This is a genomic window from Actinokineospora sp. HUAS TT18, assembly GCF_051364635.1.
In the GTDB taxonomy this organism is placed as follows: domain Bacteria; phylum Actinomycetota; class Actinomycetes; order Mycobacteriales; family Pseudonocardiaceae; genus Actinokineospora.
Genome location: NZ_CP195645.1, coordinates 2,029,701 through 2,049,267, shown reverse-complemented (window position 1 = coordinate 2,049,267; position 19,567 = coordinate 2,029,701). Strand labels below are relative to the sequence as shown.

At 70.0% G+C, this 19,567-nt stretch carries 18 protein-coding genes; 16 read left to right on the top strand and 2 right to left on the bottom strand.

The genetic code is table 11. The annotated features are described in order from the left end of the window. Nucleotides 1-61: 61 nt before the first annotated feature. Together ACSHT8_RS09055 and ACSHT8_RS09050 are read right to left on the bottom strand one after the other, a co-directional pair. Complete coding sequence (locus ACSHT8_RS09055; protein ID WP_436499585.1) at nt 62-1,300, bottom strand: FAD-binding protein; 1,239 nt, start codon at nt 1,298-1,300, stop codon at nt 62-64. Continuing rightward, complete coding sequence (locus ACSHT8_RS09050) at nt 1,269-3,587, bottom strand: ATP-binding protein (protein WP_436499583.1); 2,319 nt, start codon at nt 3,585-3,587, stop codon at nt 1,269-1,271. Before ACSHT8_RS09050 ends, ACSHT8_RS09055 begins: the two co-directional genes overlap by 32 nt. Before the next feature lie 210 nt (nt 3,588-3,797). Here ACSHT8_RS09050 and ACSHT8_RS09045 point away from each other — a divergent pair, with 210 nt between their 5' ends. The 16 genes from ACSHT8_RS09045 to ACSHT8_RS08970 all read left to right on the top strand — a co-directional run bounded on the left by ACSHT8_RS09045 (nt 3,798) and on the right by ACSHT8_RS08970 (nt 19,558). Next, nucleotides 3,798-4,175 carry a DUF6355 family natural product biosynthesis protein gene (locus tag ACSHT8_RS09045; protein ID WP_436499581.1) on the top strand — a complete coding sequence of 126 codons (378 nt, stop codon included), beginning with the start codon at nt 3,798-3,800 and terminating at the stop codon, nt 4,173-4,175. Nucleotides 4,176-4,213: 38 nt separating this feature from the next. Beyond that, nucleotides 4,214-4,741, top strand: a complete 528-nt coding sequence (locus ACSHT8_RS09040) for a hypothetical protein (protein ID WP_436499579.1) — start codon at nt 4,214-4,216, stop codon at nt 4,739-4,741. Continuing rightward, a complete protein-coding gene (locus ACSHT8_RS09035) occupies nt 4,735-5,529 on the top strand; it encodes a hypothetical protein (RefSeq protein ID WP_436499577.1) in 795 nt (264 codons plus the stop codon). Before ACSHT8_RS09040 ends, ACSHT8_RS09035 begins: the two co-directional genes overlap by 7 nt. Before the next feature lie 70 nt (nt 5,530-5,599). Continuing rightward, nucleotides 5,600-6,280 carry an SAF domain-containing protein gene (locus tag ACSHT8_RS09030; protein WP_436499575.1) on the top strand — a complete coding sequence of 227 codons (681 nt, stop codon included), beginning with the start codon at nt 5,600-5,602 and terminating at the stop codon, nt 6,278-6,280. After that, nucleotides 6,280-7,110, top strand: coding sequence for a chromosome partitioning protein (locus ACSHT8_RS09025; RefSeq protein ID WP_436499573.1), 831 nt, complete (start codon nt 6,280-6,282; stop codon nt 7,108-7,110). Before ACSHT8_RS09030 ends, ACSHT8_RS09025 begins: the two co-directional genes overlap by 1 nt. A gap of 65 nt (nt 7,111-7,175) precedes the next feature. After that, nucleotides 7,176-8,483: a CpaF family protein gene (locus ACSHT8_RS09020; protein ID WP_436502024.1), complete on the top strand. Its 1,308-nt coding sequence runs from the start codon at nt 7,176-7,178 to the stop codon at nt 8,481-8,483. Further along, the gene (locus ACSHT8_RS09015; protein WP_436499571.1) at nt 8,471-9,340 is read left to right on the top strand and encodes a type II secretion system F family protein; all 870 of its coding nucleotides are present in this window, start codon (nt 8,471-8,473) and stop codon (nt 9,338-9,340) included. The genes ACSHT8_RS09020 and ACSHT8_RS09015 overlap by 13 nt, the downstream gene beginning before the upstream one ends. Beyond that, nucleotides 9,337-10,185 (top strand): type II secretion system F family protein, encoded by an 849-nt coding sequence (locus ACSHT8_RS09010; RefSeq protein WP_436499569.1) that lies wholly within the window; start codon nt 9,337-9,339, stop codon nt 10,183-10,185. The genes ACSHT8_RS09015 and ACSHT8_RS09010 overlap by 4 nt, the downstream gene beginning before the upstream one ends. Nucleotides 10,186-10,401: 216 nt before the next feature. Further along, on the top strand, nt 10,402-10,863 hold the full coding sequence (locus ACSHT8_RS09005; RefSeq protein WP_436499568.1) for a TadE/TadG family type IV pilus assembly protein: 462 nt from the start codon (nt 10,402-10,404) through the stop codon (nt 10,861-10,863). A 109-nt stretch (nt 10,864-10,972) separates the two neighbouring features. Beyond that, the gene (locus ACSHT8_RS09000) at nt 10,973-11,380 is read left to right on the top strand and encodes a TadE/TadG family type IV pilus assembly protein (protein WP_436499566.1); all 408 of its coding nucleotides are present in this window, start codon (nt 10,973-10,975) and stop codon (nt 11,378-11,380) included. Then, nucleotides 11,377-11,853 (top strand): pilus assembly protein TadG-related protein, encoded by a 477-nt coding sequence (locus ACSHT8_RS08995; protein ID WP_436499564.1) that lies wholly within the window; start codon nt 11,377-11,379, stop codon nt 11,851-11,853. The genes ACSHT8_RS09000 and ACSHT8_RS08995 overlap by 4 nt, the downstream gene beginning before the upstream one ends. A gap of 25 nt (nt 11,854-11,878) precedes the next feature. After that, nucleotides 11,879-12,298: a hypothetical protein gene (locus ACSHT8_RS08990; RefSeq protein WP_436499563.1), complete on the top strand. Its 420-nt coding sequence runs from the start codon at nt 11,879-11,881 to the stop codon at nt 12,296-12,298. Between the two features lie 208 nt (nt 12,299-12,506). Beyond that, nucleotides 12,507-15,491, top strand: coding sequence for a BTAD domain-containing putative transcriptional regulator (locus tag ACSHT8_RS08985; RefSeq protein ID WP_436499561.1), 2,985 nt, complete (start codon nt 12,507-12,509; stop codon nt 15,489-15,491). A gap of 176 nt (nt 15,492-15,667) precedes the next feature. Beyond that, nucleotides 15,668-15,907: a hypothetical protein gene (locus tag ACSHT8_RS08980; RefSeq protein ID WP_436499560.1), complete on the top strand. Its 240-nt coding sequence runs from the start codon at nt 15,668-15,670 to the stop codon at nt 15,905-15,907. A 593-nt stretch (nt 15,908-16,500) separates the two neighbouring features. Next, nucleotides 16,501-17,712 (top strand): AAA family ATPase, encoded by a 1,212-nt coding sequence (locus ACSHT8_RS08975; RefSeq protein ID WP_436499558.1) that lies wholly within the window; start codon nt 16,501-16,503, stop codon nt 17,710-17,712. Nucleotides 17,713-17,761: 49 nt separating this feature from the next. After that, nucleotides 17,762-19,558, top strand: a complete 1,797-nt coding sequence (locus ACSHT8_RS08970) for a vWA domain-containing protein (protein ID WP_436499556.1) — start codon at nt 17,762-17,764, stop codon at nt 19,556-19,558. The last annotated feature ends 9 nt before the right edge of the window (nt 19,559-19,567 follow it).

Here is a 19,567-nt window from a genome sequence, read left to right as displayed (position 1 = left end):
GCTGATACCTCCGAGGTGATCATGCCGCAGGCCGCAGACAGTTCGGTGAGCTTGTGCAGCCTCAGGTGTCGGTTGCCTTGGGCAACGTGCCGAGATAGGCCGCGCCTCCGTGCCGGCGGATGGTTTGTTCAATGGTCTGGTTGCTCGTGAGCATGTCGTCGAGGGTGAGGGAGTGACCGGGTGATGCGGTGCGGAGCACGGCGAACAGGAACGAGATCGGTTCGTCAGCCATCTGGAGCCGAGGGGTGTCGATCGCTGCTCGTGGGACGGGGTAGTGGAGGACGGTCTCGAAGTCGATCATGTCGTCGGGTGACAGGCTGGCCATGACTTCGGCGATGGCCTGCTCAGCTCGGCTTTCGGGGACGAGACCGTTGACCCACGCGTGGGGGTGCAGCCAGTGCCCGCTCGCCCTGAGTACCTCTTCGCCGTCGGCGAGCCTACGAACGAACGACCAGTAGTCGGTGTCCTCGACCTCGATCTCGTCCGATGACAGCTGCTTGATGATCTCGTCGTTCGGTCCGTGTGCGCCGTGGTTGAACGCGGCCTCGATGCGATGCCACCAGGCGCCTGCGCCGTCTGGGCGGGCGTGTCCTTCGAGGTAGTCGGCGGCTCCGCTTTCCATCAGGGACAGCTGTTCTCGTAGGAAGAGCGCGAGGTCGTGGTAGTAGATGTGCACGACCCGCACGGCTTCCGGCGCGGGAATCAGGGCGACGATCGCGCGGGTGATGATGCCGTGGCGGCCCCGTCCGGCTCGCACGTCATCGAACAGCTGGCGGTTGTCGGTGCGGGAACAGGTGACGAGGTCCCCGTCGAGGGTGACGACCTCGAGTTCATCGACGTTGTCGGTTTGGGCGCCGTAGCGGTGGCTGGTGCCGCTGAGTCCGCCGACCGAGAGCGTGCCCCCGACGGTCAGCTCGATGTAGTCGGTCAGCACCGGCGGTGTCTGGCCGTGTTCGAGCGCGGCGGCGGTGACCGTGCTCCAGCGGGCGCCGCCATCGACGACGGCGCGACCGGGCTCGATGGCGTGGACAGCGTCGAGGCCGCGCATGTCGATGACCAGGCCGCCCGCGGATTGGGCTTGGCCTGCGGTGGAGTGTCCGGCGCCGCGGGGGACGACTTCGAGGTTGTTGGCGCGGGCGTAGCGGACGGCGTCGATGACGTCGGCAACGGACTCGGCGGCGACGACGGCGTGGGGCTCGTGGTGGATGTAGTGGCCGAAGTCATCGGCGCAGTCGTCGAAGAGTGGGCCGCTGGTGATCAGTTGTGGGCTACCGGCCACCTGTTCGGAGCGTGCGGTCAACGTGTTCTCCCCTCGATACGGCTGGTCGCATGCTGTCCAGGCGTTGCTGGGCTTGGGCGGCCCTGAGTTCGTCGTCGACGTCGCGGTAGGCGTCGACTGCGCGGCGGAGGGCGTCGCGGCCGTGGGCGGTGCGGTTGTCGGCGATGTAGAGGTCGGCGAGCAGGTCTAGGGTGCGGGCTTGTTCACGGCGGTCGCCGAGTTCGGTGCGGGCGGCGAGGGCGCGTTCGAGGTGCATGATGGCGCGGTCGAGGTCGTCGAGGTGGCGGCAGACGAGGGCGAGTTTGTCCAGTGCGCAGCCCTCGGCTTGGCGGTCGAGCGGGCGGAGCTGTTCGACGGCGACTTCGAGGTACTCGCGGGCGGTTTTGTGTTGGCCCAGGTCGTGGCAGACCTCGCCGACGTAGGACCAGGCGATCGCCGAGCCGAGCGCGACATCGAGGTCGGTGAACATGGCCTCGGACTGGATGAACACGTCCGCGGCGTGGTGCAGTTCGCCGAGGGCGTGGTAGGCGCGGCCCATCCCGATGAGGGTCCAGGCCAGGCCGAAGTCGTCGGTGCCGCGGCGGATCGTGAGCGCCCGTCGGTAGCTGTCCAGGGCTCGCCAGGGGCGGCCCAGGTCGAGGAAGGCGTTGCCGAGGTTGTTGACTAGGAACGCGTATCCCGTCGTGTTGCCGCTGGCGCAGCAGATTTCCAGCGCGAGTTCATGTGGTCGGATCCACGGACCCCAGGGCTTGCGGCGATAGAGGTAGTCGCACAGGACGATCGGTAGGCCGACGGCGATGTCGTCGAGGCCGAGTTCGGCGGCTTTCTGGCTGGCTTTGGCGAGGTTGACGCGTTCGGTCTCGCACCAGTCCGCGGCCTCGTCGTAGCCGGCGAACTCCGGCGTCGTGGGCATCGCCGGGACGTTGCGCTCGGCGTATCCGCGCCCTGCGGAGATGATCCGGCCCGCGGCCTGGCCCGCGCTGAGGTACCACTGCAGGACTCGTTCGGTGGCCGCTTGCCGTGTCGGTTCGGGCTCGTCGGATTCGGCGCATTCGGCGGCGTAGAGGTGAAGTAGGTCGTGGAAGCGGTAGCGGTCCTCGCCGATTTCCTCGATCAGGTGGGTTTGCGCTAGTGCGTCGAGCCGTGACTGGGTCTCGGCCAGGTCGAGGTTAGCCGCTGCTGCTGCGACGGCCGCGCTGAACTCGGGTCCAGGGTGGACGCTCAGCAACCGGAATAGCGTGGCCAGCTGAGGGGCGAGGGCGTTGTAGGACCATGAGAACGCCGCTCGGAGTGCGGCGCTGTCGTCGCCGCCGACGGAGAGGACTTCCAGGCGCTTGGTCTGGGAGGTGAGCATCCCGGCGAGCCGGGCCAGCGCCAGGTGGTCGCGGTCGTTGGCTCGTTCGGCCGCGATCCGCAGCGCCAGCGGGAACCCGGCGCACAGCTGCGCGAGGTCGCGTGTGGCCTCGGGCTCATTATGAGCGCGGCGGCCGATGACGTCGGTCAGCAGGGATGCGGATTCCGCGGCGTTGAGCGGCCCTACCGACATCCGGGTCGCGTCGTCCCGAGTGGACAATCCGGTCAATCGGTTGCGGCTCGTCACCAGCGCCAGGCAACCGTCGCTTCCCGGCAGCAGCGGACGGACCTGCTCGGCGGTGACCGCGTTGTCGAGCACTACCATCATCCGCTTGCCCGCGAGCAAACTGCGGTACTGGCCGATCCGCTGATCCACGCCAGGCGGGATGGCCAACGGTCCGACACCGAGTGCCACCAGGAAATCGCGCAAAACTTCGCTGGGGATCGCAGGCTGATTTGACGCGTCATGGCCACGTAGATTCGTGAACAGAATTCCGTCGGGAAATCGTTCGGCGACGACATGTGCCCACTGGATAGCGAGTGCGGTCTTGCCGACACCAGCTGGTCCGTCCAAACAGATCACCGGCATGATCCCGCGCAGCGCGCCCTGGTCGATCTCGGCGGACATGCGCACGACGAGGTCGTCGCGCCCGACGAAGTGCCTGCCGCGGGCAGGGAGCTGCGCCGGACGAACCCGATGAACCTGCTCGCGGGGCAGCGCCGCGAACATCCTCAGCAGCGCGCCGCCGGTCTCCAATGCCTGGTCACAGGCCTTCGCCAGTTGCTCCGTCGGCTGGCGTTGGCCGTGCTCGACGTTGCCCAGATGGCTTCGACTGAACGTGGTCAGCTTCTGCAGCTCGGCCAGCGACAACCCGCGCTGATCACGCCATCGCTGCAGCTCCGCCCCGAACGCTGCCGCCCCCTGAGCGGTTGTCTTCTGCTGTCTTCCGTTCATGTGAAGACACCTCCCCCCTACCAATTGCCTGCGGACGTTCCGAAACTGGAAACAGCTCCACGAACGTTCCGCACCCCTTCACAGAAGGTTAGGCGGGATCGCGGAGTCGCCGCAGGCGAGAAGGGGAATCTGCGGGAGGTTCACCTGATGGGGCGAAACCAAAGTCGATGGTTTCACCCACCGTATTCGTCTCATGAATGGGGAGAAATCGTGAACAGCAATCGCGTCCGTGCCGTCCTCGTCGCGGTCACTGCCGTCGCCAGCGTGCTCGGTGCGCCTGACCAGGCGACGGCGGAACCTGCGGCCCGAGGGGGAACGCAGTGGAAATGCGGCTTCTACCCCACACCCGGGGACCCGCAGGGCACGACCGCACGCTATTTCCATTGCGCCTACAACCACATCATGATTCGGGTCCACTGGAGTAACGGCGCGAGCCATCTCGGCTGCATCGAGCCGTGGGAGAACCACCCGTTCTGGCGCGACGGCGGGAACGTTGTGGTCAACGCCTACTTCGTGCCCGTGACGCCTCGGGTTCTGATCGCGCCCAGTGGTCGTCGGGTGTGCGCGGCCAGCCAACCCACCGGTTAGAGCCATATCGTCGAGACGAGTCTCGGTAAGGAGTCAGCGTGGGAATCATCGGACACACCGCCCGCTTCACGCTCTTGATCGCCGCGATGCACGTCAGTGGCTGCGCTCAGACGGCGACACCAGACGCGCCTACCAGCCCGCCGACCCCGAGCACCCGGTCAGCTAGCGAGCAGGCGATCGAGTCGTACGTGGCCATGTGGAGCGACTTCGCCGATGCGGCGACCACGTCGGACTGGCAATCGCCACGGCTGACCGACCACGCGACCGGCACCGCGCTCACGGTGATCACCGACGCGCTGCGCCGGGACAAGGAGAGGGGAGTGGTCACAAAGGGTCGCCCGACCCACAACCCTCGGGTGTCCTCACAGGACCCGACCGGGGATCGGGACATGGTCCGGGTCGAGGACTGCGGCGACAGCTCCAACTGGCTGAAGTACCGAGCCGACACCGGCGCGCTCGCCGACGACCGCCCGGGCGGCCGGCGCGCGATCACGGCGGAGCTGGTTCGCGCGGAGGGCGCCTGGAAGGTGCGGGAGTTCGCGGTCAGGGAGGTGGGGACATGCTGACCCGACGTGCCGCCGCTGCCGTGGCAGGCGCGATGCTGCTCGCTCCCGCGACCGCGGCGGCCGATGACGGGTGGGGTGAGGTGAGCTGCCACGGATCTGGCTGTGATGTCGCGGCCGGTTCAGGCTCGACGACGAAATCGGCTGGCACGGCGGCGCCTGGTCGTCAGCCGGTCGTGAACGCTCCTGAACCTGCTCCGGCCTGTGTTCCGTCAGTTCCGTCGGGGTTGACGGACCCGGCCGAGCAGGCCGCTTGGCGCGAGTTCGCCTGCGGCGGGCAGGTCGCGTTCGGGTCGGTCGACGGCCCGCCGCTGGCCGTCGACCCGGCCGCGGTCGCCGTGGTGGCGCGAGATCGGCTTCGGCTGCCGGCGCCGACGATCGGATCCAGCCCGGCGGGCGCGCAGCTGGTTCACCTGCCGACCTGGCTGTGGCTGCGGGAATGGGTGCCCGTCTCGGCATCGGTAACGGTTCCCGGTGTGACGGCGACCGCGACCGCGAGCCCATCTTCCGTCGACTGGTCCCTGGGCGACGGCAGCACCGTCACCTGCGCCGGACCGGGAACGCAGTACCGGGTCGGGATAGACCCGCAGAAGTCCTCGCCCGACTGCGGGCACACCTACACGACATCGTCGGCGCATGAACCGGACTCGACCTTCCCGGTGGTCGCGACCGTGCGGTGGACGGTCAGCTGGTCCGCTGCAGGCCAAAGTGGATCGTTCCCCGACCTGACGACCTCGGCGTCGATTGGGCTGAAGGTCAGCGAAATGCAGGCCCTCGTAGTCGGCCGCTGAAACCCCGTAATCCTGTCCGCTTTCGCGAACTCCGCGACGCGGCGCGCTACAGCTTTGCCTGGAGGCGATCATGACCACAACGACAATCCGACCCGACACCGACCTCGCGGCCGATCCGGAACCACCCTGGCTGAGCGGCAACACCAGGGCACGCCGCCTCCGCATGCGCCTCGGGCGCGGTCGCAGCGTGCCGCACCTGGCGTTGGGCGCGGTGTTGGTTGCCGGATGCGCGGCCGGATTCCTGACGGTGTTCGCCAGCTCGGACACCCGGACCGAGGTCTTGGCGCTGTCCCGACCCGTGACGGTCGGCCACGTGCTCGATCTTCGGGACCTGGCGGTCGTGGAGGTCGCGGTCGATGACCGGGTGCCGGTCATCCCGGCCAGCCGCTCGGCGAGCCTGATCGGCGAATCAATGGCCACGAGCCTGCCCGCCGGTGCACTTCTCACCCAGGGCGCAGTCGGCCCCGCGATGGTTCCCGCGGCCGGACACGCCATCGCCGCGCTGAGCCTGAAGGCGGGCCAGTACCCGCCCGAGGTCGCGCCCGGCGCGCAGGTCTCCGTGGTCGCCACGCCCACCGCCCAAGGAGCACCAAGCCCTGCTTGGGCGGGCGTGGTGACGGGCGTCGGTACTTCGGCGGGGGAGTCGACCACAGTCGTGTCGGTCCAGCTGCCGCGCACGCAGGCGCTGGAGGTGGCAGCGATACCGGTCGGCCGATTGGCGCTCGTGCTGTTGGCAGAGGGGGAGCGGTGATGTTGGTGAGCGTGGTTTCACTGAAGGGAGCACCCGGCGTCACGACGTTCGCTCTCGGCCTGGCTGCGTGCTGGCCGACCGCGGTACGCCGCCTGCTCATCGAGGCAGACCCGTCGGGAGGCGACGTGGCAACCAGGTTCGGGTTGGCGCCCAGTGGCCTCGTCGGCCTTGCAGCTGCAGCCCGGGCGGGCGCGGACCCGGCGCTGCCCTGGGCGCACGCGGCAACGCTCCCCGGCGACCTCGGCGTCGTGGCAGCGCCACCGGACGCCGACGCCGCGCGGGCCACACTGGCTGCCTTGCCCCCAGGGTCGGTGCGCATGGCCGCGGACCAGCCGGGCAGCGTGGTGGTGCTCGACTGCGGCCGAGTCGATGCGGACTCACCGGCCATGCCGCTGATCGGCTCGTCGGACGCGATGGTCCTGATCACCGGCTCCCGCGCCGACGAACTGGCCCACCTCGCCCCGCGGCTGGCCACGATCGCCCGCTGGTCACCCCGGCCACTCCTGCTGCTCGCGGGCGAGGGCTACCCGGTCGACGAGGTCGAACGAACCCTCAGTGTGCCGCCGCTCGGCCACATCCCCGACGACGAGGTCGGCGCCGCCCTCTTCTGCGGCAGGCCGGTCCCACGGTGGAGGGCGCGCCGCGAGCCGAACCGCACCGCGTTGGGCCGCTTCGCACACAACGTCGCGCTGGTGCTGCGCTCCGCGCTGCCCATCGCTCCGCTGTCGGTCCCACTCCAGATGGCCGGGTCCGTTCCCGGCCTGCCGCCGAGGCTGATCTCGGCGAGCGGCATGCGACCCGCGCCCGCGGAGATGGGAGCAGCGTCATGACCATCCACCAACTCCCGACGCCGCTGCGCCCACGCAAACTCGCCATCGAGCACCGCGAGCCAGCCATGGCCCGGCTGCACCGCTACCTGATCGACACGCTGGCCGCGGAACTCCCTGGCCGAGTCGAATCCCACCACCGCGGCCGAACCCAGATGTCATCCGACGAGCGCCGAAGCCTCGCCGAGGAGATCCTCAACGCCGCCGTGCAAACCCATTGCGAGCGCGAGCTGATCGCGAACCGCCCGCTGCTCGACAACGCCACCGAACGGCAGGTCGTCACCCAAGTCCTCGACGAGCTGTGCGGGCTATCCGGGCTGCAGCCACTTCTCGACGACCCAACGGTCGAGACGGTCAACGTCAACCGGTGGGACCAGGTGATCGTCCAGTACGCCGACGGCCGCCGCGCCCAGGTCGCCCCGATCGCGGCGTCGAACGACGACCTGACCGACCTCGTCCGCACCTTGGCCGCCCGCGCCTCCAGCCAGGAACGACGGTTCGACCAGGGCAACCCCGCGGTCAACCTCCAACTCCCCGGCGGGGCGAGGCTGTTCGCCGTGATGGGCCTGACCGCCGGAGCCGTCACCGCCCTCTCGATCCGCCGCCACGGCTACCTCACCGTCACCCTCGCCGAACTGCAGCACCGCGGCACCATCGACGCCGGGCTGCACGCGTTCCTCACCGCAGCCGTCCGCGCCCGCAAGAACCTGCTGATCACCGGCGGCACGGGTGTCGGCAAGACCACCCTCCTGCGCGCGCTGGCCGCCGAGATGGACCCGATGGAGCGGCTCGTCACCATCGAGGACGCCTTCGAACTCGCTCTCGACCGCGACCCAGCACACCTCGACGTCACCGCCCTGCAGGCCCGCGAACCCAACATCGAAGGCGAAGGCGCGGTCTCCCAGGCCGACCTCGTCCGATGGGCACTGCGGATGAGCCCCGACCGCGTGATCGTCGGCGAGATCCGCGGCCACGAGGTCATCCCCATGTGCAACGCCATGTCCCAAGGCAACGACGGCTCCATGGCCACCCTGCACGCCTCCAGCTCCCAAATCGCCTTCACCCGGCTGGCCTCCTACGCCGCCCAATCACCCGAGCGACTACCACTGGAGGCGACCAACCTGCTCATCGCGGGCGCCGTGCACTTCGTCGTCCACCTCGACCGCAGCAACGGCACGCGGCACGTCGCCTCGATCCGTGAAGTCGTCGGCGCCGACGGCCCACACGTCGTCTCCAACGAGGTGTACCGACCAGGCCCCGACCGCCGAGCCCGCCCAGTCCGCGGCACACTCCGCACCGACACCCTCGACGACCTCGCCGCAGCCGGACTCGACCCCGCCGTCGCGTTCAAGCCCGACGGCTGGTGGACACCGTGAACCCCGCCGCACTGTCCGCGATACTCGGCGCCGGGGCCGGGATCGGCGTCCTGCTGATCGTGGCCGGTTGGCGGGGCAAGACCAGGATTCGGCTCCCGCGGACCAACCGCCTAACCCGAGTCCGAGCAGCTGTGACCGCGAGCATCGGCGGGGCGGCCTGGCTGATCACCGGCTGGCCGGTCGCCGCAATCCTGGCCGCCGCAGGGGCCTGGACCCTGCCCCACATCCTCGGACCCGACCGACACCATCAACGGCAGTTGGCCAGAGTCGAGGCGATCGCCACCTGGACGGAGATGCTGCGCGACACCCTGTCCGCCGCCGCGGGCCTGGAACAGGCCATCCTCGCCACCGCCCCACTCGCACCCGACGCGATCCGCACCGAAGTCACCGACCTCGCTGCCCGCATCCAGGCAGGCGCCCGACTACCCGACGCGCTACATCGACTGGCCGACGACCTCGCCGACCCCGCGGCAGACCTCGTGGTCGCCGCGCTCGTGCTCGCCGCCCAACATCAAGCCCGCCAACTCGCCGACCTGCTCGGCTCGCTGGCCGGCGCGGCGCGGGAACAGGCCGCCATGCGGCTGCGCGTCCACGCGGGTCGCGCTCGCACCCGAACCTCCGTCCGGGTCATCGTCGGCACCACGCTCGCGTTCGCGGTCGCCCTCGTGCTCCTCAACCGGCCCTACCTATCTGCCTACGACACCGCCACCGGCCAACTCATGCTCGCTGGCGTCGGCCTCCTCTTCGGGGCCGGAATCGCCTGGCTGGCCAAGATCGCCGCCGTCGCCGAGCCCTCCCGCGTCCTCGCCCCAGGAACCACACCAGGCCGCGTCGTGGAGAGGCAGGTGACGTCATGATCAGCGTCGCGCTGCTCGGAACCGGCTTCGGCGCAGGCCTCTGGGCCCTGGCTGCCTGGGCGTTTCCGCCGCGCCCCAGTCTCGCCTCGGTCCTGGCACAGGGCACCGCTCCAGCGGCCCCCACACATCGCTTGGCCACCGTTCTGCGTGCGACCGGGTCGCCCACCCGCCAACTCACCCGCGATCTGAACCTGCTCGGCCGCACCGTCGACCAACACCTCGCTCGCAAGATCACGCTCGCCTGGGCCGGACTGCTGACTCCCTGGCTCCTGCAGGTCCTTCTGGCCGTCGCAGGCACCGAGATCGCGCTGCTGTCGACAACCGCCGCATCCGTCGCGGTCGCCGCGGCCGGATTCCTCGCACCCGACATCCAGGTGCGATCGAAGGCCGCGGCTCACCGAGTAGCGATCCGCCACGCACTATCCGCCTACCTCGACCTCGTCTGGATCACCCTCGCAGGCGGCGCAGGCGTCGAAACCGCACTCAACGACGCCGCGGCCATCGGCACCGGCCCCGCTTTCACCCACATCCGCCGAGCACTCGACACCGCCCGCCTCACCCGCACCAGCCCCTGGACAACACTGCGCCAACTCGGCAACGACCTGGACATCACCGAACTGGCAGAGCTCGCCGCGTCCCTCAGCCTCGCGGGCACCGAAGGTGCCCGAGTCCGACAATCTCTCGCCGCCAAAGCAACAGCTCTACGAACCCGCCAAACCTCCGACGCCGAGTCAGACGCCCAGTCCGCGACCGAACGGATGTCGCTTCCCGTGGTGACCCTGCTTCTCGGGTTCCTCGTCTTCATCGGCTACCCAGCCATGTCGCAAGTCCTCAACACATTCTGAATGGAGAAGCCATGCGGACCATATGGACACTATGGACAGTCACATTCACACACCTGAGGTCGCGAGTCGATCTGCTGCGAGGCGACCGCGAGTCCGGATACGCCACCGAGACGGTCCTGGTGACCGCCCTGCTGGTCGCCGCGGCGCTGGCCGTGATCGCCGTCATCATCGCCAAGGTGTCGGCCAAGGCCGACGGAATCACCCTGTGAGCACGCCGTGGACGCCACACACGACGCGACCTGGTTGACGAAATCGGCTCGGCTGCTCCGAGCAACCACCTGGCGGTCCGCACTCGTCAACGACAGGGGCTCGGTCAGTGCCGAACTGGTTCTCGTGACGCCGCTGCTCTTGTTGCTGTTACTGCTGATCGTCCAGTTCGCATTGTGGTCCCACGCGTCCCATGTGGCCCAAGCCGCCGCCTCTAGTGGACTCGCTGCTGCACGCGCGCACGACGGAAGCGCCGCCTCAGGATCAGCTGCGGCCCAGCGCATGCTCGATGATCTTGCCGACGGTCCGTTGGATACGCCGAGGGTCACGGCCCACCGCGACACCACCTCGGCCGTCGTCCAAGTCGACGGTGTGGCCTCGACGGTGGTCCCGTTTCTTCGGCTGCCCGTTCACGCCGAGGCAGCTGGACCCGTCGAACGGTTCGTGCAAAGTCTCGACGCGAGCAGGTGACCCAGAGGCCATGTCCACGCCGAAACTCACACCGCCCCCGACACACCACATCCGCGGGTCTCTGCCGCGGCTACGACGCGACCACCACTGGCACCGCGACCGGGGCTCCGTGTCGACCGAAGTCACGATGCTCGCGCCACTGCTGATCCTGTTGCTCGTGTTCGTTGCCGTGGTCATCCATCGGGCAGTGAACGCCCGGCTACGCATGCAAGACGCCGCACACCAAGCCGCCCGCGCGGCGAGTATCGAACGCACTCCCGCCGCAGCGACCGCGGCGGCGCGCTCCACCGCCGCGAGGACGTTGTCCTCTGCCGGGGTGACATGCGAGTCGCTGACCGTGGACACCGCCACCTCCGAAGTCCGGTCGGGCGGCACGGTGAGCGTGACAATCTCCTGCGAGATCGACTTCTCCGATGCGCTCGTCATCGGGATCCCCGACCGCAAACGCTTGTCCGCCAACGCCGTCGAACCCATCGACAGGTGGCGTTCGACTGCGAGTTCCAGGAGTCGGCCGTGAGCCCGCGAAAATCCAAGATCACGCTCAGGTGGTCGAGCTGGTGGCGCGCACGACGCCCCGCGTGGCGAGCCGACGATGGCCAGGTCACCGCCTTCGTCGTCGTGCTCACCACGGGCATCCTCGCCTTGGCCGGGCTAGTCCTCGACGGCGGGCTCGCGCTGGCGGCGAAGGTGCGGGCCACCGGCCAAGCTGAGGCCGCAGCCCGAGCCGGTGCCCAGGCCATCGACCTCACCGCCTACCGCGGCAACGGAACACTTCGCCTGCTTCCCGCACAAGCTGTCGTCAACGCCAAAGCCCACTTGGCCGCCGAGGGTGCCACCGGAACGGTGAGCGTCTCCGGCGACACCGTCACGGTCACCGTGACCGCGTCCCCATCGACCCAACTCCTCGGACTGGTCGGCATCGGCTCGCTGTCGATCCAGGGCCGGGGAAGTGCGCACCCGCAAACCGGGGTGACCGAGATCGAGCCATGATCGCACCACAAGTGGGAGGATCCCGATGGCCACGACCGAGGAAATCGAGCACCGCGTACGGCACGCCGACACCGCTCGAAGCGCGAAACGAGCCGCCGCGGCACGCCAGGTCGGCGACCTCGCCCAGCGGCGGGCCGCCCTCGCCGACCAGGTCGACGACGTCGAGCGGGAACTCGGCGAGGTCCTCGCCGCTGTCCAAGATGTCATGACCATTGACGAGTTAGCTGTGTTCACCGATGTGCCGGCTGCGGACCTGACACGCTGGCTGACCGCACGCACCACCCGCAAGTCCAGCCGCCCCAAGCGCCGACAGCCCACCGACACGGACAGCCAACGATCCGCGAAGACACCGACCGCCCGTGCTGCGGCCGAGCCGCCAGGAACCGCCGAGCCTCCTGCGGGCGCGCCGGACCTACGCGGGGCTGTCCCGGCCGAGGTGACGTAGGCCGGAGCGACCTGCCCCCAGTGGGCGACGGCAACACCCCGCTGGCCAGCGGATCGACAATGAACTCCTGTGCAAGCCAAGGAATCGAGATCTCGTGACGACACCATCAAGCGCCGGACATCGGATACCGGTGCGGCCACCGAGCACGGTGCGTCGCGCCGGATCGGCTGTGATGGGCGCGCTCGCGATCCTTGGGCGGATTGTTCACATGGTGATCGCGCCCGCGGCGTTGCTCGCGTTGGTGGGCGGTGTGCCGTGGGCCTTGTGGCAGTACATCGGTTGGCCGCTGCCCGACCACGTGCCGACCTGGGCCGAGGTCCAGGCTGTGCTGCTCGGCCCGATGACCACCAGCTTCCTGCTGGGCGCCCTGGCGTGCGCGTGCTGGATCGCCTGGGCCGCCTTCACTGTCGACGTCGTCCGCTGCACCCTGGACCTGGCACGCAGTGGATTCGACGCGTCCCGGATGGTGTCGTTGTCGGCGGCCGGTCCGGTGCGCGCCTTGGCAAGGGCGCTGGTCGGCGCGGTTCTGCTATCCGTGCTGGGCCACCGCGCAGCACTGGCAGCGGCCAATCCGTGGTTCAACACTTCGGGCAACGCGGCGCAGGTGGTGGCTACCGCGCCAGCCTGGGAGCACTCCGCGGCTCCCGGCGACGTATCTACGCTCGACACCGTGGTCGGCGCTCCGAACTCTGACCCCACTGCAGGAGTCACTGCGACCGCGAACCCGCGGGTGGTGACGGTGGTGGTGCGAGCACCGCACGCTGGTGTGCATGACTCGCTCTGGCGGATCGCCAAACGCGCTCTCGGGGACGGCGCGCGCTGGCCGGAGATCTGGGAGGCTAACAAAGGCAAGCCCCAACCGGGTGGCCATGTATTCACCCGGCCGAGCCTGGTCTTCCCTGGCCAGGAACTGCTCCTGCCCGCCGACATGACCACCTCCGCCCCGGCATCCCCGCACGCGCGAGACAACCCCACCCCGGCACCGGTGACACCGGCACCTTCCTCGACAACGCCGCCGACGAGCGTCTCACCGACCCCATTCGCGACCAACCCCGCCGCACCCGCCACTCCGTCGCCGGCAACGGACTTGCAGCCCACCGTCGCGCGGGAACCGGGCATCGCGTGGGGCGCCGAGCTGTTCGTCGGCGCGGGCCTGGCGGCGGCGGTGAGCGCGGCACTGCTGGTCGCCCGCCGCCGATACCGCGCCCGATATCGGCCCGGCAGCGGCGACCGCGACGACCTGCCCGTGGCGCCGGTGGTCTACCAACTGCACCTGGCGCACCTGAACGCCGGCAACGAAGACGACCTCGACAACATCCGCACCTCTCACCGGGACGGGGGCGACGCTGGCGTTAATGGGGCCGTAGTGGTCGGCGGGGCTCTGGCCGGCTCGGACCTCTCCGGCGGAAAGCGCGCCGCGCAGGCGCCGGGGTTGGGCGTCCGGGACGGCCGCGAGATCGCCTTGGACCTCGCCGCGGCGCGCGGTCTCGGGCTGGTCGGCGCCGGAGCCCCGGCCGCGGTGCGCGCGTTGCTGCTTGCCGCGCTCACCACCGAACGCCCGGCGGGTTCGGATGGGGCGAGGGTGGTGGTGGTCCCCTCCGAGGACTTGGCCGCCGTGGTCGGGCACAAGGCCACCCAGGTACCTGAGTCCGTGTGCGTGGTCGCCGATCTGGATGCCGCGCTGGTCGCGCTGGAGGCCGAGACCCTGGTGCGCGCCGCCGACCACGACCAGGGATCGTTCCCAGAGGGTTGGCCGCCGCTGCTGCTCGTGTCGCGGCCCCCGCAGCACCACCAGCGGCTGCAGGCCGTCCTCGACAACGGGGCGCCGTTCGGCATCACCGGACTGCTCCTGGGCCAGTGGCAGCCCGGCATCACCGGCTACGTCCGCGAGGACGGCACGATCTCGGCCACCGACCCCGGTCTCGGTGAAGCCCTGCGCGGCACCCGGATGTTCCGCCTCGGCCGCGGCGACACCGCCGACCTGCTGGCGCTGCTGCACCACGGCCAACCTCCGGACGGCGACCGCGGTGACCGGGGTGACGACATGGCCGTCTCGCCGATGCCTCGGCCCCGGAACGACCGAGTGCCCGGCGAGCCCCTCCGGCTCCGCACCCACGACACCCACCCAGGCTGCAACGCCCCGGCGACCGAGTCGACGGTCGACACGAGGCGGGAGGCCACCGCGGCGAACGAGACCGCGGCTCACATCGAAGCCGAACTGGAGATCCTCGGCCAGAACACCCCGCTGCGGCCCGGTGTCAGCGAGCGCCCGCAAACCGAGCCGCGGTCGGCGAAGCCTGAAACGCCTTCGCCCAGCGAGACCGCGGACCCGGCGCCGACCGACGAGCCGACCCGATCCGCGGCCGGCGCCACGGACAGCGCTGGGGCGGCGCCCAACCTCGACAACGGGCGTGCGCAGATCACGATCACGGTGCTTGGTGGTCTGCGGGTGCACTGGCACCCCGACGCCGACGACGCAGAGGCTGGGCGGGAGATCACCGGCGCGTTGCAGCCCCGCAGCCAGGTGTTGCTGGTGTTGCTGGCCCTGCACCCCGACGGCGCCAGCCGCGACACGCTCGTGGAGGCGTTGTGGGGCGAGGACCCGCCCGCGCGGCCGACCAATTCGCTGCACACCGCGTTGTCGAGGCTGCGCCGGGACCTGTCGCGGGCGACCGGCGGCGCGGCGGCCGAGGCCGCCGTGGTGGACCATGGCCGCTACCGGCTCGATCCGGGCACGGTGGCTGTGGACTACTGGCGTTTTGCCGCAGCGGTGAGGTCGCGTCGCGCCGCGACAAGTGATGCCGAACGCATCGCCGCGTTCCGCGAGATCGTCAAGTGCTACGGCGGGCTGGTGGCCGAGGGCATGTCCAGGATCGAGTGGCTCGAGCCCATACGGGAGGCGATTCGCCGCGACGCGATCGACGCGGTGTCCGGATTGGCGCGGGCACTTGTCGCCGACGATCCACAACAGACAGTTGACTTGCTGGAGATCGCGCGGGCGTTCGACCCGCACAACGAACTCCTGTACCGCGACATCATGCGGCTGCAGCAACGCCTTGGCCAGCACGACGCGATCCCGCGGACACTGGCGCTGCTCACCACCAGGCTGGCCGAGGTCGACGAGAAACCCACCTCCCAGGTGCGGGCATTGGCTGACGCACTTCTGCGCGCCCCGACCGGGCCCGCGTCATGACATCGGACCGAATCCGCATCCGCCTCGCTGGCCGAACCCGCCCGCCACCCTATATATCGGGTGACACAAGGTTTCTTTTCGAGCGATGTTATTGTGCCGGAATGCGCCATTCATCGACTTTCTCTCGAAGAGGGTGGCGCACCAGATATGCGACTTCGGGGCAATGGGAGCAAGACGTGTCGATGCCGATCATTCACACCGTCGGGGAGTTGCTGGACGTCCTGCGAGGGCTCGATCGAGACGCGCCCGTGCGGTGGACCGAATCGTTCACCGAACGCCACCTCGCCGCCGTTGTCCCCGCATCGAGTGGGATTGTGTGGCTGATCGCCGGAGAATCCACTGGTGACCTGAACTATGCGGCGCTCGACGAAATCGACGCGCACTACGAGGCCAACGGCTGGGGCGAACCGACGTGATCAACCGCGTCGGGGGTCGGTGCCGATGGGGGTGCATACGGGGGCTCAGGATGGGGTTCATACGGGGGATCACGTTAGACGACCACCCTCTACACCGGGCGAAGCCGCAGCTCACCGGGTCTGCGAGGGGATCCGCTGGTGTCCCAGACTCGCTTGGCCACAAGCGGGGAGTCACATCGGGCGGGCGGTGTGGCGTGCGTCCGACCTCGGCGATCCGGTCACCTGCCGTCGCTCGCTCGCCTTCACGTCAACCCCATGTCCCAATTCATTCCATTTATCATCTATTCCTTTGGCTTTCCCTTTCGTGTCGGCTTGCCTGTTCGTAGATTCACGGTTGGATTCGTGGGCGTGTCGCTGACCTGCGGAAATCGCCGACGATGTGCCGCATTTTCATGAAAAGAGTCTTGAAAATGGGCGTGTTTTGTATTGCGCGTGGCGCGATGTCGAGTCATAATTGAATTGTCGCCGGGGGAACCGGAAACCCACACCGAATACCACACCCGGCGCGAGCCATGTCCGACGCGCGACACGCGGAAATGGGTCAACCATTCCGCAGAACGCCCGCCGTCATCCGATCGAAAGGACCGCCCGCCATGACCGCGCCCACCCCGATCGCAACGGCACCCACCACCGCGCCCGCCGCCACGTCGGGCGGGACGGTTCCCCGGCTGCGCAACGGTGAGCTGCGCGCGATGGTCGCGCGGGTGCTGGCCGACGCGGCGGGCGGATTCCTCACGCCGCGCGGCATCGCCGCCACGTTGAACAGGTCCTCGGGCGCGGTGGGCAACGCGTGCAAGGTGTTGGCCGACCGGGGACATGCGGAGCCGGCGGTCACGGCGCCGCTGGCCTACCGGGCGACCGCCACCACCGCCACCGTTGCCGCCGCCACCATCACCCCCGCGCCGCCGTCGGGGTCGCCCCGCCGCCCCAGGAAACCCACGCCGGCGTCCACACCCGCCGCGCCCACGCCCGCATCGGTCCCGTCGGGGGCGGGCGGCTCGGCGCCGGTGACCGGTCCGGTGACGCGCCCGAACGGGATGGCCTACCACCCCCGGGTGCTGTCGGGGATGCCGGACGTGACCGCGCTGCGCAAGCTGCGCGAGGCCGGCGTTGCCGCCCTGATGTACGGGCCGCCCGGGACCGGGAAGACCTCGGTGGTGGAGGCGGCTTTCCCGGACTTGATCACCGTCGCCGGTGACGGTGACACCACGGTCGCCGACCTGGTCGGCGAGTACACCCAGACCGGGGACGGGCGCTACGTGTTCGTGCACGGTCCGCTGGTCCGCGCGATGCGTGAGGGTCGCGCGTTGTTCCTCGATGACGCCACCCTGATCCCGCCGACCGTGCTCGCCGTGGTGTACCCCGCGATGGACGGCCGCCGCCAGATCATCGTCAAGGCCAACGGCGGCGAGGTCGTGGACGCCGCCCCCGGGTTCTACACCGTCGCCGGCCACAACCCCGGCGTGCACGGGGCGGTCCTGACCGATGCCCTGTCGTCGCGGTTCGCCGCGCAGGTCCACGTGTCCACCGACTACGACCTCGCCGCGCAGCTCGATGTCGACCGCCGTGCGGTCAAGATCGCCCGCAATCTGGCCACCCGGCAGGCCAACGGCGAGGTCGGGTGGGCGCCGCAACTGCGGGAACTGTTGGCGTTCCAGAAGATCGCCGCCGTGTTGGGCGCGCCCGCCGCCGCCGGGAACCTGATCGGCACCGCCCCCGAGGATGACCGCGCGATCGTCGCCGCCGTCGTACGCGACGTGTTCGGCGGCACCGTCGCCCCCCTGTCTCTCGGAACCCGCATCTGACCCGCACCGCAACCACGACCCGCTGTTCGTCCGGAAAGGACACGCCGCCATGACCACGCACCTCGCCGCCGACCCTACCGCGACCGCGACCGCCGTGTTCCCCGCCCGCCCGGAATGGCTGACCCTGTCTGCCGCGCTGGCCGACGAAGTCCCGGTGATCGCTGACCGGGAGGACCTGCTCGTCACCATCGCGCCCGGCGCGGGCGGGGGAGCCCCGGCGTGTTTCTACCCCACCCGCGCGCTGATCGAGGTCGACGGTGTCCACCTCGGTGTCGACCCCGGCACCGTCGATCCCGCCGACATGTCCGACCGCGCCCGCTACGCGATCACGTGGGGGCTGCTCACCCACGAATGCGGGCACGCCAAACACACCGCATGGGACCCGCCACCCGGCACACCCGCCGCCGTCGCCGAAGCCGCCATGCTGCTGGAAGAACCCCGAATGGAAACCGCCCACATTCGGCGCCGTCCCGACGACCGGCACTGGCTGCGTGCCAGCGCGCGCGGCATCATCCTCGCCGACCTCAACCCGGCCGGCGACCCCGCCCACGCACCGCAGATGACCGCGCCCGCCGCCGCCCGCGCCGCCGCCCTGCTGCTCGCCCGCGCCGACGGCGGCATCCTCACTCGCGCCGAGGTCGCCCCCGTCGCCCACGCCGTGGACATCGTGCTCGGCACCGACACCATGAACAAACTCCGCGCGATATGGCGCGCGGCGTTGCGCACCGCCGACACCGACACCGACACCATGATCGAGCTCGGGCGTCAATGGTGCGAGATCGTCGGCGCCGAACCGAACACCCCCGCCCCCGCCGGCACGCCCGCCCCGACCGGCACCCCGCCGCCGACCGGGGATGGTTCCCCGTCCGGCTCATCGGGCGCCACCCCGCCGCCTGTGCCGCCATCGGTGTTGGCCGCCGCGATCGACGCCGCGCTGGACAGGATCGCGGCGAACGTCGCGCAGGAAACACCCCCCGAAGACCCCGCCGCCCGCGCCGCCGCCGCGCGCGCGGCCATGTCCGCCGCCGCCAACGACGCCGCCAACGCGGCGCGGTCGGTGTTCACCGGGTCCGGTGGCGCCCGTCGCGGGCAGACCACAACGGCGGGCACCCGCCCACCCACCGACGACGAACGCACCGCCGCGCGGGTACTTGCGCGCGCGCTGAACACCGCCGGAGTCCGCGACCGCGTCCCGGTGAAGACCACCTCGACCGTCCCACCCGGACGCCTACGCATGCGCGGCGCACTCGCCGCCGACGCCCAACGCGCCGCCGGGGCACTGCCCACCGCCGAACCGTTCACCCGCACCACCCGCACCCCCATCCCGAGCCCACCACTACGGCTCGCGATCGCGTGCGACGTGTCCGGCTCGATGAAATCGGCACGCGCCCACGTCGCCTCCGCCGCCTGGATCCTCGCCGACGCCGCCCGCCACACCACCGTGCCCACCCAGACCGCCACCGTCATCTTCGGACACGGCGTGCGCCCGATCACCCGCCCCGGCACAACCCCCACCGCCGTCACCGAATTCAACGCCAACGACAACTGGGAAGACATCCCCACCGCCCTCGACGCCCTCGACGGCGCACTCGGCCTGTCCAGCCCCGGCGCCGCGCGCCTATTGGTGATCGTGTCTGACGGCCAATTCCGCGACCAGCCCCGCCGCGACGGGCAGCGCAAGCTCGACCGGTTGCGCGCCAGCGGATGCGCGGTGCTGTGGCTCACCATCGGCGAACACGACACCCCACTCGACGGGGCGACCCTGCACCACCTCAACGATCCCGCCACCGCCGCGCAAGCGATCGGACGCGCCGCCACCGCCGCCCTACGCGCCGCCACCCGCTGAACCAACCGA

Coding starts and splice junctions, on each gene's coding strand:
- ACSHT8_RS09050 (WP_436499583.1), bottom strand. CDS start 3,587: ATGAACGGAAGACAGCAGAAGACAACCGCTCAGGGGGCGGCAGCGTTC.
- ACSHT8_RS09035 (WP_436499577.1), top strand. CDS start 4,735: ATGCTGACCCGACGTGCCGCCGCTGCCGTGGCAGGCGCGATGCTGCTC.
- ACSHT8_RS09030 (WP_436499575.1), top strand. CDS start 5,600: ATGACCACAACGACAATCCGACCCGACACCGACCTCGCGGCCGATCCG.
- ACSHT8_RS09025 (WP_436499573.1), top strand. CDS start 6,280: ATGTTGGTGAGCGTGGTTTCACTGAAGGGAGCACCCGGCGTCACGACG.
- ACSHT8_RS09020 (WP_436502024.1), top strand. CDS start 7,176: ATGGCCCGGCTGCACCGCTACCTGATCGACACGCTGGCCGCGGAACTC.
- ACSHT8_RS09010 (WP_436499569.1), top strand. CDS start 9,337: ATGATCAGCGTCGCGCTGCTCGGAACCGGCTTCGGCGCAGGCCTCTGG.
- ACSHT8_RS08990 (WP_436499563.1), top strand. CDS start 11,879: ATGGCCACGACCGAGGAAATCGAGCACCGCGTACGGCACGCCGACACC.
- ACSHT8_RS08985 (WP_436499561.1), top strand. CDS start 12,507: ATGGTGATCGCGCCCGCGGCGTTGCTCGCGTTGGTGGGCGGTGTGCCG.
- ACSHT8_RS08975 (WP_436499558.1), top strand. CDS start 16,501: ATGACCGCGCCCACCCCGATCGCAACGGCACCCACCACCGCGCCCGCC.
- ACSHT8_RS08970 (WP_436499556.1), top strand. CDS start 17,762: ATGACCACGCACCTCGCCGCCGACCCTACCGCGACCGCGACCGCCGTG.